The 13,654-nt window shown below is 54.7% G+C and carries 24 protein-coding genes; 3 read left to right on the forward strand and 21 right to left on the reverse strand.

The window, feature by feature from the left end; all coding sequences use genetic code 11:
• Positions 1 to 168 precede the first annotated feature (168 nt).
• Positions 169 to 801: a P22AR C-terminal domain-containing protein gene (locus tag BN1124_RS06915; RefSeq protein WP_042640895.1), complete on the reverse strand. Its 633-nt coding sequence runs from the start codon at positions 799 to 801 to the stop codon at positions 169 to 171.
• 434 nt (positions 802 to 1,235) lie between these two features.
• Positions 1,236 to 1,661, reverse strand: a complete 426-nt coding sequence (locus BN1124_RS06920; protein WP_042640323.1) for a GIY-YIG nuclease family protein — start codon at positions 1,659 to 1,661, stop codon at positions 1,236 to 1,238.
• Positions 1,662 to 1,920: 259 nt separating this feature from the next.
• On the opposite strand from BN1124_RS06920, the gene BN1124_RS06925 reads away from it, so the two are divergent.
• The gene (locus BN1124_RS06925; RefSeq protein ID WP_456236303.1) at positions 1,921 to 2,118 is read left to right on the forward strand and encodes a S24 family peptidase; all 198 of its coding nucleotides are present in this window, start codon (positions 1,921 to 1,923) and stop codon (positions 2,116 to 2,118) included.
• A gap of 85 nt (positions 2,119 to 2,203) precedes the next feature.
• Here the strand turns inward: BN1124_RS06925 and BN1124_RS06930 are convergent, their stop codons facing one another.
• From BN1124_RS06930 to BN1124_RS07010, 19 genes are all read right to left on the reverse strand, one after another.
• The gene (locus BN1124_RS06930) at positions 2,204 to 2,767 is read right to left on the reverse strand and encodes a hypothetical protein (RefSeq protein ID WP_156128123.1); all 564 of its coding nucleotides are present in this window, start codon (positions 2,765 to 2,767) and stop codon (positions 2,204 to 2,206) included.
• A 317-nt stretch (positions 2,768 to 3,084) separates the two neighbouring features.
• On the reverse strand, positions 3,085 to 3,408 hold the full coding sequence (locus tag BN1124_RS06935; protein WP_042640327.1) for a type II toxin-antitoxin system RelE/ParE family toxin: 324 nt from the start codon (positions 3,406 to 3,408) through the stop codon (positions 3,085 to 3,087).
• Positions 3,383 to 3,613, reverse strand: coding sequence for a TA system antitoxin ParD family protein (locus tag BN1124_RS06940; protein WP_042640329.1), 231 nt, complete (start codon positions 3,611 to 3,613; stop codon positions 3,383 to 3,385). The genes BN1124_RS06935 and BN1124_RS06940 overlap by 26 nt, the downstream gene beginning before the upstream one ends.
• Before the next feature lie 181 nt (positions 3,614 to 3,794).
• Positions 3,795 to 4,136: a hypothetical protein gene (locus tag BN1124_RS06945; RefSeq protein WP_042640331.1), complete on the reverse strand. Its 342-nt coding sequence runs from the start codon at positions 4,134 to 4,136 to the stop codon at positions 3,795 to 3,797.
• Entirely contained in the window at positions 4,133 to 4,480 is a 348-nt protein-coding gene (locus BN1124_RS06950; protein WP_042640333.1) for a hypothetical protein, read from the reverse strand. Before BN1124_RS06950 ends, BN1124_RS06945 begins: the two co-directional genes overlap by 4 nt.
• Before the next feature lies 1 nt (position 4,481).
• Positions 4,482 to 4,694, reverse strand: coding sequence for a hypothetical protein (locus BN1124_RS06955; RefSeq protein ID WP_048822932.1), 213 nt, complete (start codon positions 4,692 to 4,694; stop codon positions 4,482 to 4,484).
• Positions 4,691 to 5,500 carry a hypothetical protein gene (locus tag BN1124_RS21650; RefSeq protein WP_231553609.1) on the reverse strand — a complete coding sequence of 270 codons (810 nt, stop codon included), beginning with the start codon at positions 5,498 to 5,500 and terminating at the stop codon, positions 4,691 to 4,693. Before BN1124_RS21650 ends, BN1124_RS06955 begins: the two co-directional genes overlap by 4 nt.
• 7 nt (positions 5,501 to 5,507) lie before the next feature.
• Positions 5,508 to 7,232: a replication endonuclease gene (locus tag BN1124_RS06960; RefSeq protein ID WP_231553610.1), complete on the reverse strand. Its 1,725-nt coding sequence runs from the start codon at positions 7,230 to 7,232 to the stop codon at positions 5,508 to 5,510.
• The gene (locus tag BN1124_RS06965; RefSeq protein WP_042640901.1) at positions 7,229 to 7,942 is read right to left on the reverse strand and encodes a hypothetical protein; all 714 of its coding nucleotides are present in this window, start codon (positions 7,940 to 7,942) and stop codon (positions 7,229 to 7,231) included. Before BN1124_RS06965 ends, BN1124_RS06960 begins: the two co-directional genes overlap by 4 nt.
• A gap of 433 nt (positions 7,943 to 8,375) precedes the next feature.
• Positions 8,376 to 8,597, reverse strand: coding sequence for a hypothetical protein (locus BN1124_RS06970; protein ID WP_042640335.1), 222 nt, complete (start codon positions 8,595 to 8,597; stop codon positions 8,376 to 8,378).
• Positions 8,594 to 8,911: a hypothetical protein gene (locus tag BN1124_RS06975; protein WP_042640337.1), complete on the reverse strand. Its 318-nt coding sequence runs from the start codon at positions 8,909 to 8,911 to the stop codon at positions 8,594 to 8,596. Before BN1124_RS06975 ends, BN1124_RS06970 begins: the two co-directional genes overlap by 4 nt.
• Positions 8,908 to 9,090, reverse strand: a complete 183-nt coding sequence (locus BN1124_RS06980) for a hypothetical protein (protein ID WP_042640340.1) — start codon at positions 9,088 to 9,090, stop codon at positions 8,908 to 8,910. The genes BN1124_RS06975 and BN1124_RS06980 overlap by 4 nt, the downstream gene beginning before the upstream one ends.
• The gene (locus BN1124_RS21240) at positions 9,087 to 9,272 is read right to left on the reverse strand and encodes a hypothetical protein (RefSeq protein WP_156128125.1); all 186 of its coding nucleotides are present in this window, start codon (positions 9,270 to 9,272) and stop codon (positions 9,087 to 9,089) included. Before BN1124_RS21240 ends, BN1124_RS06980 begins: the two co-directional genes overlap by 4 nt.
• A gap of 62 nt (positions 9,273 to 9,334) precedes the next feature.
• Positions 9,335 to 9,775: a hypothetical protein gene (locus BN1124_RS06985; protein ID WP_042640343.1), complete on the reverse strand. Its 441-nt coding sequence runs from the start codon at positions 9,773 to 9,775 to the stop codon at positions 9,335 to 9,337.
• Between the two features lie 15 nt (positions 9,776 to 9,790).
• Complete coding sequence (locus BN1124_RS06990) at positions 9,791 to 10,012, reverse strand: hypothetical protein (RefSeq protein WP_042640345.1); 222 nt, start codon at positions 10,010 to 10,012, stop codon at positions 9,791 to 9,793.
• Positions 10,009 to 10,233, reverse strand: a complete 225-nt coding sequence (locus tag BN1124_RS06995) for an Ogr/Delta-like zinc finger protein (protein ID WP_042640347.1) — start codon at positions 10,231 to 10,233, stop codon at positions 10,009 to 10,011. Before BN1124_RS06995 ends, BN1124_RS06990 begins: the two co-directional genes overlap by 4 nt.
• A 10-nt stretch (positions 10,234 to 10,243) precedes the next feature.
• Entirely contained in the window at positions 10,244 to 10,753 is a 510-nt protein-coding gene (locus BN1124_RS07000) for a phage regulatory CII family protein (RefSeq protein WP_042640349.1), read from the reverse strand.
• 33 nt (positions 10,754 to 10,786) lie between these two features.
• Entirely contained in the window at positions 10,787 to 11,149 is a 363-nt protein-coding gene (locus tag BN1124_RS07005) for a hypothetical protein (RefSeq protein ID WP_042640351.1), read from the reverse strand.
• 10 nt (positions 11,150 to 11,159) lie between these two features.
• Positions 11,160 to 11,351, reverse strand: a complete 192-nt coding sequence (locus BN1124_RS07010) for a Cro/CI family transcriptional regulator (RefSeq protein WP_042640352.1) — start codon at positions 11,349 to 11,351, stop codon at positions 11,160 to 11,162.
• 119 nt (positions 11,352 to 11,470) lie between these two features.
• Here BN1124_RS07010 and BN1124_RS07015 point away from each other — a divergent pair, with 119 nt between their 5' ends.
• Both BN1124_RS07015 and BN1124_RS07020 read left to right on the forward strand, forming a co-directional pair.
• On the forward strand, positions 11,471 to 12,157 hold the full coding sequence (locus BN1124_RS07015) for a LexA family protein (protein ID WP_042640353.1): 687 nt from the start codon (positions 11,471 to 11,473) through the stop codon (positions 12,155 to 12,157).
• A gap of 147 nt (positions 12,158 to 12,304) precedes the next feature.
• Positions 12,305 to 13,639, forward strand: coding sequence for a hypothetical protein (locus BN1124_RS07020; protein WP_156128127.1), 1,335 nt, complete (start codon positions 12,305 to 12,307; stop codon positions 13,637 to 13,639).
• Positions 13,640 to 13,654: the final 15 nt, after the last annotated feature.

Consider the following 13,654-nt stretch of genomic DNA (forward strand, 5'->3'; position numbering starts at 1 on the left):
CCATGCTTTGTTGTTATACCAATCTACACCGATTTCCATATGCTGATTGACCACAACCTGCTGAAAATGATGCATTTATTGTAAATGTGGTTATCTTGCCTTAAGCCCTAAATATTGTCGATTGAAGGGGGCCAAGGCCCCCCAAGAATTTCACTGACAGGGTTCACATTACCAACCTTTTGTCATCGGCAGGCGGTGCAGGTGGGGGAGCAACCTGTTCCAGTCGCGGTTGCCGTGGGTGACGGGCTGAATATGGCGGGTCTTGTCGGCCAGGATGCGCTGGGCGGCGGCCAGGGTCATTGGGTATTCGTGGATGATGGAGTAGTAGGTACCAGCTTCGCGGTGTTCGGCGACATCGAGCAGGGGGTAGATGGCCTTGGCGGCGATCATCATCCGGTCGGCGGCGCGCCAGAACCACGCCAAGGAATGCAGTTCGTCATCGGTCAGGGTGGTGAGGGGCTGCGGGTGAGTGGCGGTTTCGCGGTCCAGCACATCGAGCACCCAGCGGCGGAACTCTTTGGCTAGCGCCGTGCGGGAGAACATGGCGATCAGATGGGCTCCACGCAGAGAAAAGATCCGGACCTCTTTCTCGCTGTTCCCATTGCCGAACCCCTTGACGGTCAATTTGACCGTCAAGGTCATGCTGGGGGTAAATTCGTCCGCATTGCGGCGATAGATGCGGCTCACGGCATCGTCACTGGCATAACCAAGGGCTTGGGCGATTTGTGGTGCGGTCAGCCAGGGTTGGCCGTGATGAGGGATAACGGAGAAGTAGGTGTCATGGAAGCTGATGCTGTTCATGGCTTGGATTCCTTTGCTGTGAAGGTAATCGCCACCATCGACGCCAATCATCTGGTGACGAACTGAGCAAGGTTGGCGTACCGGCAGCAAAGACCCGGCGCCCCGAAGGGCCCCTGCCCAGCCCGCCATAACTGAGATTGCGGGTACTACTGGGCCGCACAAAAAAACACGCAGGCGCGTGTTGTGCGCTTCACTGAGCGGGACGCCAATCCCGACAACGGATTTTGCCGTTGCCCGTGCAGTATCGCGCAACGCCGTGCGACCAGCAACACCCAATCAGCCCCAATAAGGCGGGATAAGCCACAATCACCCCGTCCAGCAGCACAACACCGCCGGCAGGGTACCGGTTCTACACAGGGAAGGGGACGTTAGTTTTGGCAGGAAGCATACACAGGGCGCACTGAGCGCCCTGAATGACTGGTCATAAACCACTCTTAAGCGATGGTAGGTTCAACAGTGAACTTCGAGGTAAGACGGGCAGTTTTTCCGGTGAGAACAATGGACGTCTCAGGGAAGTTAAATTCCTTCTTGTACTCGATGTTTACAGGTGGCTGATGGTGGAAGATCAATGCGGATTCACAGCGGTCCAAATCGCTCTTGGAAACAGCACCAAAGGAATAGCAGAGCTTCTCTCCTTTGTTGAGTTGTGCTTTCCATTTTTCCAATTTTTCATGGTTGGCGAGCCTGGAGTTAACATCCTCAGCCTGACCTATGTAGATGAGCTCTTTTATCGTATCTTTGCCGGTTTCAGTATTTAGAAGATAGCTATACACACAATAGATACCAGACTCGGTGGGAATGCTGCTTTTATCTGAATCCCGCAAATAACTGTCAAAGTATATTTCATATTTTTTTGCCATTACTCTTTTCCTTATGGGGCATAGGATATGACCCAAGATGGTTTGCTTGGATCGTGCATAGGCTACCTCTTTATGGTGTGTGGGTCACTTGTGAGTCTTGCGCGCTCGGTCACAGTATGTGGTTTCTGTTGAGGCTTGATGTCATTGTGACTATCAGAGTTAGAGTCGTCAGTGAATGGAGGAGCCAAACGCCGAACGGTGATCCTCTCTGGACTGCTTGCCATACTGTGTTTTTATACAGTTAATCGAGATGTCCCGCATGTTCGCTCAACCCGCCCCTGATGCTCCCTTGTTGGAGTTCCCCCTATTTCTCTCCCCCGTGGCCTGTGGCTTCCCGTCGCCGGCGCAGGACTACACCGAGCAGACCATAGACCTCAACCAGCTGTGCATTGCCCATCCGGCGGCAACCTACTTTGTACGGGCGGCCGGTGATAACATGTTGAGTATCCCTAGTTAGCACTAGCCGCGCACACCACATCAAATACTCTCTCAGATTTGTATGCTGACATTGGATTGAAATTAAAAATTTAGGCTCTTAATTTTTACTGAGATATCAATTTCTTCTCTAGCTCAAGTATGCGAGTTTGGTATTCCAATGCTTGCCTTTGATAAAGAGGGATGCTTTCTTGATCAAGTGGATTATCTATGGCGGAATGTAATATCCGTTCGATATTTGTTTTTTTCTGCTCAATCTCACTTAACTTATCAAGGATATTAGCGTTGGACCTACAGTTGTTGAGCTCAGTATTTGTCATTTTATACGCATCCTTCCATTCATCTAAAGCCTTGCTCCATTGTTCAACCCTATCATTGCATGATGCCAATCTTGTCTCCAACACTTTGTTTTTCAGAGTGATATTTGTTAAGTTATCTTGAAATGGTTTCATTTCGCTGCTTATGGTTTTTATTTTTAATTCTTTTTCTGAGATCATATTGTTTAGATCTTTTATCTTGCTATTTAACAGCTGTATTTGATTGTCTTTGCTTTCAACTCTTACCATCTCGCTAAATCCAAGACCGAGTCCAAATCCAGATGAGCAGCTAGCAATAACTATACTGGCGATAGATAAAGCAAAGTTGTCTTCTATCATTTTTTTAATATTCATAAGCAACATCCCCTAGTGTTTGGTGAGGACTGGAGAATATTATCTAGCGGTGAAAATTGGAAGTGATTAATCGCATTGTAGGTCGAAATTTTCTTAAGAATATATTCATTAATATTATTTAAATCAGTTGGTAATTGGCTTTTTAATATTCATTTTGGCAGGAAACATACACAGGAGGCGGGCCTGATCCTGCTGGGACGGTCAATTTGACCGTCCTGGCCATGTGCACACCCTGACCCTTAACCGCCCAATTGACCGTCAAGGGTCAGATTGACCACCCCGAGATAGAGAAATGGGCCGAGAGGGCCCATTTATGGTCAGCCGATCAGCTTCAAATCGGCTTTGCGACGCTCTTTGAGGGCGTCATAGAAGTTCTCATGAGGGCCAACGCTCAGCAGGTAGAGCTGCAGTTCCGCGTCTTTCCAGGAGTAGCCCAGCAGCACCAGCTGCCCTTTGAGCTGGAACTTGTGCACCCGCAGGTACGACAGGTCCCCCTTCTTCTGTTCTCCGATCTCGGGGTCGTCAATGATCCGGTCGATCTCGTCTTCCACTGCTTTCAGATCATTCGTAGGGAGTTTTTTGAGCTGTTTGGTGAACAGGCCAGACTCAAAAACCTCAATCTCGTGTTGTTCTTCTGACATAGCGGGTTACTTGCCCTTCTTTGACTTGCTCCGCGGCGAGCATCACGTCTTTGATGAAGCTGAAAGGCAGGTCCGGGTTGTCCTCGACCATACGGCCGATCTTGGCCCAGTACTCAATCTGCTTCGGCAAAGAGCGATGTGCGGCAGACGCGTGGATCTTCACGTCGGCGATGAAGTCATCGTCTAAGCGTACTGTTTGAGCCATGTTCATTCCCTATTTTGGTGTCGAATCATCGGTAAGTTTGGTTGTCAATTAGTTGGTTGGTTTGCGATTAGTCAGCTCTTGGGCTCGTAGTGAGTATATCTTTTACTCAAAAACGAGCAACAAATTGTCGCGTTTGGTGATAATTTGCTTCTCGCTATTCCAATGACCACCTTGTGACCGGTCACAGCGCCAAGATTCTACCTCCAGCTGTGTGCCAGCAGGTGGCCTCGCCCTTGCAGGTGCCTCCGCAGCCCTCCGGCAAGGCATAGTCGCAATTCGGGCAGGTCTGCATGGCCAGCGCCGCCTGTTGCTGCTGCCAGCGTTCCCAGTCGCGGCGCAGCAGGGTGCTGATGTACTCGTCGACGGTGTCGGGCTCACCAGATCCGGCTCTGGCGCGGCGCAGGGTCTCCAGTTGTTCGCGCTCGCGGATGGAGAGCGTCACCTCCACCCGCTTGATGCCGAGAGCTGCCTGCCGTTTACGCTGGGCCTCTTTGTGAGCCCTAGCATCCTTGGCGAGGGTCATGATGACCTCCTGGCATAGATGCCTCGGCGTGCCCGGGTGTCTTTGCCGATCTGGCGGTAATCGGACACTGGCTCTACTGGTCGTCGCGCCTTCTTCGGTGGAGTGATTGTATCGAGCTCGCCCTGGTAGAACGGGAACCAAGCATCCTCGAACCGGATGACCCGCTCCATTCTGTCGAGCAGCCGATCGCAGAGGTGGCATTCGGCTGCCGGCAGCTCATCGAATTCTCGGGTGATGGCGGCACGACCTGCCGATCCTGGCGGGTGCTGCTGGATTATGGGCCAGAGCCGCAAACAGTGCCGTTGCAGGCGCTCGATGGTGGCGCGGGTAATGGAGTCCTGCACGTTATTCTCCCTCCGCATAGGGTGACCAAGTCGGTTTTGGTGGCGCGTCGCTCGGGAACTCGTACTCATTCCGCTTGAATGTGGGGTTGAGCCAGTCACGGGCACCGGGATTCGCTTTGTCATAGTGGCAGCCCTCTGCTATCCACAAGATCTTGCCGGTGGTGCCGCACAAAATGGTGCCGCCGTAGGCGACGACGACAGGTTTTTTCTTCATGACAAGGCGTCCTCTTCTTGCTGATAGGCCAGCGCAATGGTCAGCGCCCTTTGCTCTGTGTTCAGCCCCTCTAGGCGGGTCAGCCGCTGGGCATAGTTGTGATTGCGCAGCTCGGCAGCTTGCGACTTAAACGCTTCTTCGCTGAGCTGGCCTACGCGGTGGGCACTTTCGAGTAGCGCCACGGCTCGTTCGACGGCGCGCAGAACGGTGTTCTCGTCGTGGCCATCGCCAATCTGTTTAAACTCGTCGCCCAAGCGGTTGTTGAGGTGGAGCAGTGCATCAGGCCAGAGTGCCAACGGCACAGGGGCCAGCCAGTCAGTGACTCGCAGAGTGGTATCGGGGGTGAACAGGGGGGACAGATCCTGATAACAAACCGCGCGTTTCTTGGCGTTGGCCTTTGCCAGCGCAGCCTCAACCTCAGCCTCCACTGGTGTCAGCATTCCCTTGCTGCAGTGTCCCGGTGCACTGGTTGCCCCAGGCCAGTTGCGACTCACAATTAGCCGATCACCGACCAGCCGCACATACTGGCCGCCTGCATTGATGATGCTGCCGTGCTGCAACAGGGCGTCATTGCTCTCATCAAGCCCCATTCGGACCAGCTCCTTAGCCAGAGCGGATCCTTTAACCCCCAATTTGGATCCTTTCGTACAGTTATTGATAAAACTCCGAGGGGGGCAGCTGCCGCTGCCTGACTGCAACTCGCTGCGCTCGCAGACTGCATGCTCGCGTTGCTCGCCCAAACCAGACCCGGTGGCCCCTTTGCGCACTATTTGCCAACCCTCGGTGCGGGTGATGGCGGTGGTCATGCCGATGTCAGTGATCACCCCCCATGAGCCGCAGCACGTCCTCGCCGTATTTATTGGCGGCTTCGTCCAGCCGCTTGGAGAGGCGGATAAGGTGCTCTTTGCGGGGCAGGTTGATGCCTCCCATGGCGTTGATGAAGTCGCCCCAGCGATTGTTGTCGACGGCGTGGCGGGCCGCCTCCAAGATGCAATCCCACTCGATGACTTCGTCACCCAGGCGGCGGAGCTCGCGCCACACGCTCACGGCTGGGCCGCCAATCTGCTGGAACTGGCGGATACGCCAGCAGCTCGCCCAGGCCGCCACGGCGATGGTGGTGTGGTCGACTGGCGCTTCGGCCTCGAAATCCATCCCGACCTTGTGGCCGTCGATGTTCTTGGCGATGTACTTGGCTATATAGCCGGTGGCGCTGCCCTGGGTAGGGTCTATCTCTTTCCAGTTCACCCGTGGGTTGATGGCCTTGATCACTGCCGTGCTGCTCACGTCCAGCAGCCATTTGATGCGCGGGGCCTTGTTGCGGACTTTCAGCTTGGCCAACTGGTCGAGTTGGTCGCCGTTCGGCATCTTCAATTCACTGCGCTCGGCATCGGTGAAGTGGTAGGCGAGCAGGGTCAGGAAGTCGCGCTGATGCTCAGGGTTGATGAAAAGTAAGCAGTGCCAGTGCGGGGTGCCGTCGTGGTGCGGCTCTACCACCCGAAAGCCGAAGGCCATGATCCCCTCGCGGGCCAGTGCGGCCCGAAAGCGGGCCCACTGCTTACACAGCAGACGGTTGGTCTCGGTCGGACTAGCGCCGTTGAACTTCTCGTTTTGGTAGGTCTTGTTTGTGTCTTTGCTGCCCTGGCGCCATGCGTGATAGCTGGAAGGGGCGGTCAGGGTGAGGAACAGGCCCAGCTTGCCCTGCTCCTGCGCCATGTCTTCAAAGCCACGCATCCGCACCATCAGTTCATGACGGCGGATCTCTGGGTTGGCGACCGAGCCCATCACAGCGTCGACCAGGTCAATCTCTTGCCCCAGCTCCTCGTTGACGGCGCTCATACCTTCCATCCATGCCTGCTGGGCAGCCTTGCGCTGGGTGAACTCGCGCACCGCGTGGGCGCTGGCGTAGGGACTGACTCCCTTACGCACTTGGCCGGTGAGGATGGCGATCAGCTCGCAGTAGACGGCCCAGGCGCGGTTGATTTTGCGTAGCCACCAGGACTCATCAAGCAGGCGTACCAGCAGGCTGGCGGCAGCGCCTTCGAACTTTTCTACAGATGGGTCCATGTCGGCCCGCTCAGCTTCTGTCAACTGGCGGCACAGCAGGCGACGTGCTGTGCTACAGGGGTCGATCGGCAGAGGAGGGCAGAAGCTCCATGCTTTAGCCTGAGCTCCCAGATCGGCCAGCAGCTTCTCGGCGTCCCACTCATGCTCGGTGCCATTGTTCAGCATCTGCTGGCAGCGGCGGGCCCACTCGGCAGCGACCAGCTCGCGGCGAACATCGTTGCGCAGGTCGATGACTGGGACAGGGAACCGGCTCTGAGCTGCGGAACAAACGTCGACCATGCGGCGCAGCCAGATGTTGGCGGTCTTGGGGTTGGCTGGGTAGCGGTGCAGGTAGGTTTTGGCCAGCGGCTTGGCAACGTGCCACTCGATACGGGCCAGTTGCTCGGCGGCGCCGGCCATATTGTCGGCATGGACTCCGACCAGGTAGTGCTGGGGTAGTTGGATGCCCTGCAGGTTGGTGATGGGGTCGTTCATGCAGCCGCCTCCATTGCGACTGCCGCCGCGACAACAGGTCCCCATTGAGTTGCCATTGCATCAGCCCACCCTCGGTAAGTTTTAGCGCGTGCCATGGCACGACCATCCCTGGGGGGCAGCCTGTTCTGGTCGCTATCGGTTTGGTTACTCCAGCGAGGCAATGTCCTCCCGCTTGGTTGAAGCATCATGCTAGGTTCCACTAGGGATGTAGGTTGAAGGTCTGGCAGTCCCTTGAGGGCCAACCCGGTAGTCTTGCTGGCATCGTGCCCATACTGGTGGGGCTGAATGATTTGGGTTGGGAAGTTTGAGCGGAACCCAAACCGGATCAAATCGAGGTGTTTGTTGAGTGCGCCAATCGCTGGGTTCTCGATGGCGATAAAAGGGATTGGAGCCGCTGCCAGCGCAGCCACAAAAGCCAATGCTTGCTCTCGGGCTGCTCTGCGGGCCTCTCCAACAAGAGTGCCTGGCTTAACGTGCTGATGGTATGGACCATCCCCATATGCCCACGCTGCAGAGCGGGTCAGATAGGTGCAGTCCGGATGGGCAATCATGAGATCCCAGCCCCATTCCATCACGCTCAGGGCATCACCACGGATATGTGGTCCCGGCACTTCAGAATCCACCATATCGCACGACCACGCATCGTGGCCGGCATTGATAAAGGTGTCGCGAATAACACCAAAGCGTTCGCATGCAATCAGTACCTTCATCTGCACACCCCACATTTGCCACTCGTGTATTCGTTCGGCTGCAAATAGCGACCACACTGGGAGCAAGTCGGTACCAGGTTCATGGCTTCAAGTCGCTCAGACCAGCAGGTGGCCTCGCAGAAAAACAGGCTGGTCATACGACCGCCAGACAGAAAGACAGGGAGCACATGGGCGAACTCACCGCAGCAGCTGCAGCGCATCGAGGGGCTAACCGCAGAGGCGACCTTCACGACGGTTTCACTGGCGGCACGGGCCAGCGGCCAGCAGGTTTCGACACAATAGGGGTAAGATCGGCGGCCGTGACGGCCGGTTACTGGCATGCAAACGGCGGTCTGCTTGCACTTGGTGCAAGGCTCCAGAGTGACTGGATTGCTGTTTGCAGGGCGTACGAAGCCCAAAGCCGGGGCAAGCCCGGCTGGTTTTTGATGGGTCATTAGATGGCGCCTTCGGTGTAGAGGGACTGGATTTTTCGGGATGCCTGGCGGGCGGAGAGACGAGCTTGGCGGCAAAGGGTCAGATGGGTTCTGGCCGGGGTGCGCTGACCATGGGGGCCATCAGTGCGCAGCTCGAGCAGGTCCAACTGCAGGCCGTGCAGGCGAGCCTCGGCGTTCAGCATCTTGGTGACCCACTGGTCGATCAGTTGTTGATGGCTCATTTGATGGTCTCCCCCAGTCCGTGCAGAGGCTCGCACTCTTCCCACCACACGGCGATCTCTCTGGCCAGGGTGACTTCACCACAACCCAGAGCTATCCAGTACACGGCGCGGATGGCGCCCAGGGCCAGCAACTCTCGGGTGATGTCACGGTTTCTCTTGGCATCACAGCCGGAGCTGTTGAACTCCTCTTGGGCTACTTCCCAGTGCTTGGTGAGCGGGCTGACCGGTGCCGGTGGCTGCATGTGGGTAGGGCCCGCCTCGGTGGTGCCCAGCGTGTCTTGCGGGGCTTCTAGCTCAAACAGGTCATTCGTCATAAGGCACCTCCTTCGACGTTACTGTAATCCGGCTCGTCGATGGCGACATGGCCAGCCTCTACACGGATGGAGATCCCAAGCTCGCCACAGCAACAGAGCGGGGCGGTGGGAACAAGGCGTGCTTCGTTCTCGGCAATCCACTGTTTCAGGCTGGCGAGGGTCATGATGGTTTGGCTCATATCTGCCCCACCTTTTTGTTCATGCACTGCCAGAGCGAATGCCAGGCATGGGCATTGATGGCATTAGCCAGTACGGCTTTATCGTCGGGTCGCTTGATGTGGCGGCGACCAGCGGCATGGGCCAGCTGGCGGCTTAGAGCCTTCACATTGCGTAGTGCGGTGGGAATCGCTACAGTTCGCATGTCAGTTACCTCAGTTGCTGATGGAAACCCCGCTGGTGTTCGAGCACCGATAGCGGGGTTTTTTATTGGCCGTTTCCGGCCACCTTTCTGACTACCGCCATGCGGCTTTCCAATATGCCGGCCTGCTCGTTGAGCTCGGCCCGGCGCTTATTCTCGTGTTCTGCCTGTTCCAGCTCGCTGCGGCTCGGTCCTTCGCTTCGGGTGGCGCGGTGCCACTCGCGGCGATGCAGCACGCCGCCATCAAACTGGTGCAGGGTTGCCAGCAGCTCGCCCAGGGCGAGGCGGATCGCCTCTTGTTGCTCAAAATCGAACTGGTCCAGCTCCCGCTCGGCGGCGGTGGTCGATACCCCGGCCGCATAGCAGATGACTGCCCGAGCCTTGATTGGCAGGCGTGACCAGCGGCTGGCCGCCCCATTGCGGCCGAACTGGGCACGCATCTCTGCCAGTGCCTTTTCGCGGGCGCTGGGTTGCTGAACGAGCTCAAAAACCTGTGCCGTGTTCATGTGGTGGCCCTCCGCTTATGCCTGCAGCAACTGGCTCAGCCAGTGCGGGCGAGGTTGTTGGCGTGGTGCAAAGCGCAGGGCCCCACGGCGGCCCTGGCTGTCCTCCAGATAGCTGCCATCGAGACGAGTGGTGTTGCGCATGACCGGCTCGGCCTGCTCACCCACAACCACGGCGCGGTTAAACAGCAAGGTGGGCAGCGGGATCAGCCCCGGCTGCTCGGCGCGAAGCTTGTTCATTGGGCCACCTCTCTCACGCGGCGGGGGACAAAGGGCAGCACAATGGCCGGGTTGGGCATGGCACTGGGGCTGATGGTCGCGATGATCTCGAACCCCGCCTTGAAGGTGTGGCCGCAGTCCACATTGCTGCATTGATAAGTAGCGATGCCGCAAAGCGGGCTCATCCGGACGGAGGTTCGGGTGCTGGCGCGGGCGTTGCAGTGGGGGCAAATCAATCTCATGTCTGGTCTCCTATGCGCCGAGGGTTGCGCGGGCCATGTCGGCAGCACACGCAAGACCAGGGACGGCTTGAAATTTGTTCTCGACCTCGGTGGCGATCAGCACCAGGTGCTCGACAGTCGCCATCAACGAACCGACCAACGCATTGCGCTGGCCCTTGGTGACGCGGCCTGATTCGAGAACATGCACAGCCTGTGCGCCAATACCCGCCACCTTGGCGGTCGCGTCGATCACGCGATGGGAAATCGGAGTGGTGTCGTTGGCGGGGGTAATGGCAACGGCCGTCAGGTGGCAATCAAACAGCAGGCCATCGAACAGGGTGTCGTCACCGGTGGCGCGGTAGAGGTCGATAAGGTCCGTGGCGGTCAGCTTGTGCCGCTCCTGCGCCGGGTTGAACTTGTTGCGCAGTACATCGGCGCTCATACCAATCTCTGTGGCCAGCTGGGTCAGGTTGTGTGCCTGCTTGAAGCGGTCACACGCGCTGACAAAGTGGCTGTGTAGGTTATGTTGACGGTTAGACACTTTCGGCTCCTGTTCGCAATCGCTACTGTGAGATCAAGCCACAGAGCGGGGATTGGACTTCTTGGTCAGCGCATTACTGGCAAGCCGGCGCCCGGAGTTCTCATGCACCAGCTTGAAATACTGCTCAGGCTCTCTGGCCATCTCGCGCCAGCGCACCAGATTGACCCAGGGTTGATCGCCCGCCCGCAGCTTGGGGATGATGGGAATGCGGCCATCGGCAATCATGTCTTGGGCGGTGCGCTTGGGGAGCTTGAACTTGTAGACGTCGAGCAGCATGTCCAGGAAGGCATCGAGCGGGATGGCCGGCAGTGACTGCAGGGCCAACCCTTGCTTGATGGCGGCCAACTCACGCAGTACCTCGGTGAAGGGCTCGGCAGAATGGTTTTCCATCGTCATGGCGATCTCCTTACTGCGCCGGGCGAGCAGAAGGTGCTGCGGGGTCGGCTTTCAACTGACCGCCGGTCAACACTTCGATTTGGTAGGCACGGCCTTTGGGGATGGTCTCATTCCACTTGCTGACAGCAACATCGGAGATCCCAAGGGCTTTGGCCGTCTCAGTTACTGTGCCGAAGTACTCTAGGACAGTGTTTTTCTGCATTTTCAAACCCTCTATTCGTCACCTAAGTGTTGGTTACGTCTAAAGGTAACTTATGGGTCGAAAAAAGGGTCAAGAGGTTTCGTTGCTTTAGTTACGTTTGTGGGTGGTAACTTAGGTTTATGGAAACTATCAATGACCGAATCGCTGCGCGCAGGCGTGCGCGGAAAATGAGCCAAGACGAGCTTGCTAAGCGCATAGGGATAACCCGTGTCTCAATAAGCAAGTGGGAATCAGGACTCAACCAGCCAAAAGGCCGCTATCTCAATGACCTAGCGGCTGCGCTGGGGGTGACGGTTGGCTGGCTGTTGACGGGTGAAGAGGGGGGAGCGGTAACACCAGCCTCCGAAGTCATACCCGGTTATCACAACGTCGAGCCGGCGGTGATTCCCCAGGGGAACCGTATCCCGATCCTCAGCTACATTCAGGCGGGTAACTGGCGCGAGATTTGTGAGCAGGCCACCACCTTCGACGGCAATATCGAGTATGTGACGGCCAGCGTCGATATCGGGCCCTGCGGCTTTGGCCTCTGGATCCGTGGCTATTCCATGACCCCGATGTTCAACGAAGGGGACCTGGTCATCATTGACCCCGATGAACAACCACGCCCAGGTGACTATGTCGTCGCCAAGAACGGCAGCGAAGAGGCCACCTTCAAGAAGTACCGACCCCGTGGCATTGATGAGAGTGGGCAAGAGGTCTTCGAACTGGTCCCCCTCAACGACGATTTCCCCACCATGCACTCCGACCGGCAGCACATAGAGATCATCGGCGTGATGGTAGAACACCGAATTTTCAGGAAACGATAGGGCGCTGATGCGCCCTTTTTTTCATCTGAAAATCTGTCACTCCAAGTGGTTTCCGTGTATGTGTGTCAAGATACATATTGTTGGTCTCATGGCTTGGGTCAGTAAGGAATAATAGTAATAATCTATCCATAACCAAATGGAGTTGTCATGAATCTTGACACTGGAATAAATAACTCAAAAATGTTAGTGCATATGGCGCTAAATAAATTTACATATCTTATTAATAATGATTCGATATCCCGCACCTTTTCAGGTTCAAACGTAGAACCAGCTCATACGGCAGGTAAAGAGTATAGTGAAAGGAATGAATATTTTAAAATAATGCTTGGCATTATCGATTCCATAAAGGTTAACTTTGGTGAGCTTGAGGGAGTTGTAAAAAATTCAATAAACAATAATTTCAGTTCGATAGCGCATGAAATGCTCATAGAGAATTATCTTGAATTGTTAGATGCTTTGTTGAAAAACCTGGTTGGAAGAAATATAAGAATCCATCCTGAGTTTGTTTCAGAGGTCCTATCTATTCAACGTGAGATAGTAAAGGTTCATGATTTTACAGTGCATGGTAAAAATAGCTTTAACAAAACGACGAAAGACTTAATATCAAGAATTATAGAGCAGGGGTTTCAGCTTGACGAGCATGTTAATGCGGCACGTTTAACTAAAATAAAGGCTGATAACAATGCCAAGATTGACCGTGAACTTGATGCGTACCGAGAGTCATTGAATGATAAAATCAATGAAATTTCAAACCAATATAGCGAGGGGCGCTCTGATTTATTGCAGTCTGTTGAAGATTACAAATATGAAATAGGGCATGTTGTCAATGAATCTAATAAATTACTAGACCAAAATAGAGACCAGTTGAAGTCTGTTTGCGAAAATATGATTAAGAAAGAAACCGAGATCGGTGTGTTAACAGAAGATACAGCAAAAAAATTAATGCAGGTGGATGGGTTGCTGAAAAAGACCAGCCAAGTTGGCATGGCTGGGGCATTCCAAAAACGACAAGAGAATTTAGCAATTCAAGTGAAACTTTGGTTTGTTGCGTTCATTGTTTTTTTAGCTTTACTGGCTTATGTTGGCCTTGATATTGTGCAGATTGCATTCAAAACACCGTCTGAAAATACAGATGTCTCAATGGCACAATTGATAGCCAAGTTGGCAGTGTCATTTCCTGCGATATGGGGAGCTTGGTTTTCTGCAAAACAATATAGCCACGCAAGCCAGCTGCAGGAGGACTATGCTTATAAAGTCTCAATTGCTATGACTTATCATGGATATAAAGATGAAGCCGGTCTTGTAGATGAGAAAATGAGTGAGAAACTTTTGGATAGCATGATAGCCCAATTTTCAGAAAACCCTGTTCGTCTGTATCAAAATAACAACAGTGCATCGGTATTAGAAGCCATGTTAAAGAACGACAAGCTATCAGATATTTTAAATTCGGCTAAAAATGGAGTGAATAGCTCTGCGAAGTAGCAGAGCCATGAGAAT

This window comes from Aeromonas eucrenophila (assembly GCF_000819865.1).
GTDB lineage: Bacteria > Pseudomonadota > Gammaproteobacteria > Enterobacterales > Aeromonadaceae > Aeromonas > Aeromonas eucrenophila.

Bases quoted from the DNA above. Each gene is read 5' to 3' on its own strand.
- BN1124_RS06945 (WP_042640331.1), bottom strand. From the start codon at position 4,136: ATGACCCTCGCCAAGGATGCTAGGGCTCACAAAGAGGCCCAGCGTAAA.
- BN1124_RS06995 (WP_042640347.1), bottom strand. From the start codon at position 10,233: ATGAGATTGATTTGCCCCCACTGCAACGCCCGCGCCAGCACCCGAACC.
- BN1124_RS06975 (WP_042640337.1), bottom strand. From the start codon at position 8,911: ATGACGAATGACCTGTTTGAGCTAGAAGCCCCGCAAGACACGCTGGGC.
- BN1124_RS06960 (WP_231553610.1), bottom strand. From the start codon at position 7,232: ATGAACGACCCCATCACCAACCTGCAGGGCATCCAACTACCCCAGCAC.
- BN1124_RS07020 (WP_156128127.1), top strand. From the start codon at position 12,305: ATGAATCTTGACACTGGAATAAATAACTCAAAAATGTTAGTGCATATG.
- BN1124_RS07015 (WP_042640353.1), top strand. From the start codon at position 11,471: ATGGAAACTATCAATGACCGAATCGCTGCGCGCAGGCGTGCGCGGAAA.
- BN1124_RS06955 (WP_048822932.1), bottom strand. From the start codon at position 4,694: ATGAAGAAAAAACCTGTCGTCGTCGCCTACGGCGGCACCATTTTGTGC.
- BN1124_RS06925 (WP_456236303.1), top strand. From the start codon at position 1,921: ATGTTCGCTCAACCCGCCCCTGATGCTCCCTTGTTGGAGTTCCCCCTA.
- BN1124_RS06935 (WP_042640327.1), bottom strand. From the start codon at position 3,408: ATGTCAGAAGAACAACACGAGATTGAGGTTTTTGAGTCTGGCCTGTTC.
- BN1124_RS06980 (WP_042640340.1), bottom strand. From the start codon at position 9,090: ATGAGCCAAACCATCATGACCCTCGCCAGCCTGAAACAGTGGATTGCC.
- BN1124_RS06985 (WP_042640343.1), bottom strand. From the start codon at position 9,775: ATGAACACGGCACAGGTTTTTGAGCTCGTTCAGCAACCCAGCGCCCGC.
- BN1124_RS07005 (WP_042640351.1), bottom strand. From the start codon at position 11,149: ATGACGATGGAAAACCATTCTGCCGAGCCCTTCACCGAGGTACTGCGT.
- BN1124_RS06920 (WP_042640323.1), bottom strand. From the start codon at position 1,661: ATGGCAAAAAAATATGAAATATACTTTGACAGTTATTTGCGGGATTCA.
- BN1124_RS06930 (WP_156128123.1), bottom strand. From the start codon at position 2,767: ATGAATATTAAAAAAATGATAGAAGACAACTTTGCTTTATCTATCGCC.
- BN1124_RS21650 (WP_231553609.1), bottom strand. From the start codon at position 5,500: ATGACCACCGCCATCACCCGCACCGAGGGTTGGCAAATAGTGCGCAAA.
- BN1124_RS06965 (WP_042640901.1), bottom strand. From the start codon at position 7,942: ATGAAGGTACTGATTGCATGCGAACGCTTTGGTGTTATTCGCGACACC.
- BN1124_RS07010 (WP_042640352.1), bottom strand. From the start codon at position 11,351: ATGCAGAAAAACACTGTCCTAGAGTACTTCGGCACAGTAACTGAGACG.
- BN1124_RS06990 (WP_042640345.1), bottom strand. From the start codon at position 10,012: ATGAACAAGCTTCGCGCCGAGCAGCCGGGGCTGATCCCGCTGCCCACC.
- BN1124_RS06970 (WP_042640335.1), bottom strand. From the start codon at position 8,597: ATGAGCCATCAACAACTGATCGACCAGTGGGTCACCAAGATGCTGAAC.
- BN1124_RS06915 (WP_042640895.1), bottom strand. From the start codon at position 801: ATGAACAGCATCAGCTTCCATGACACCTACTTCTCCGTTATCCCTCAT.
- BN1124_RS06940 (WP_042640329.1), bottom strand. From the start codon at position 3,613: ATGGCTCAAACAGTACGCTTAGACGATGACTTCATCGCCGACGTGAAG.
- BN1124_RS21240 (WP_156128125.1), bottom strand. From the start codon at position 9,272: ATGCGAACTGTAGCGATTCCCACCGCACTACGCAATGTGAAGGCTCTA.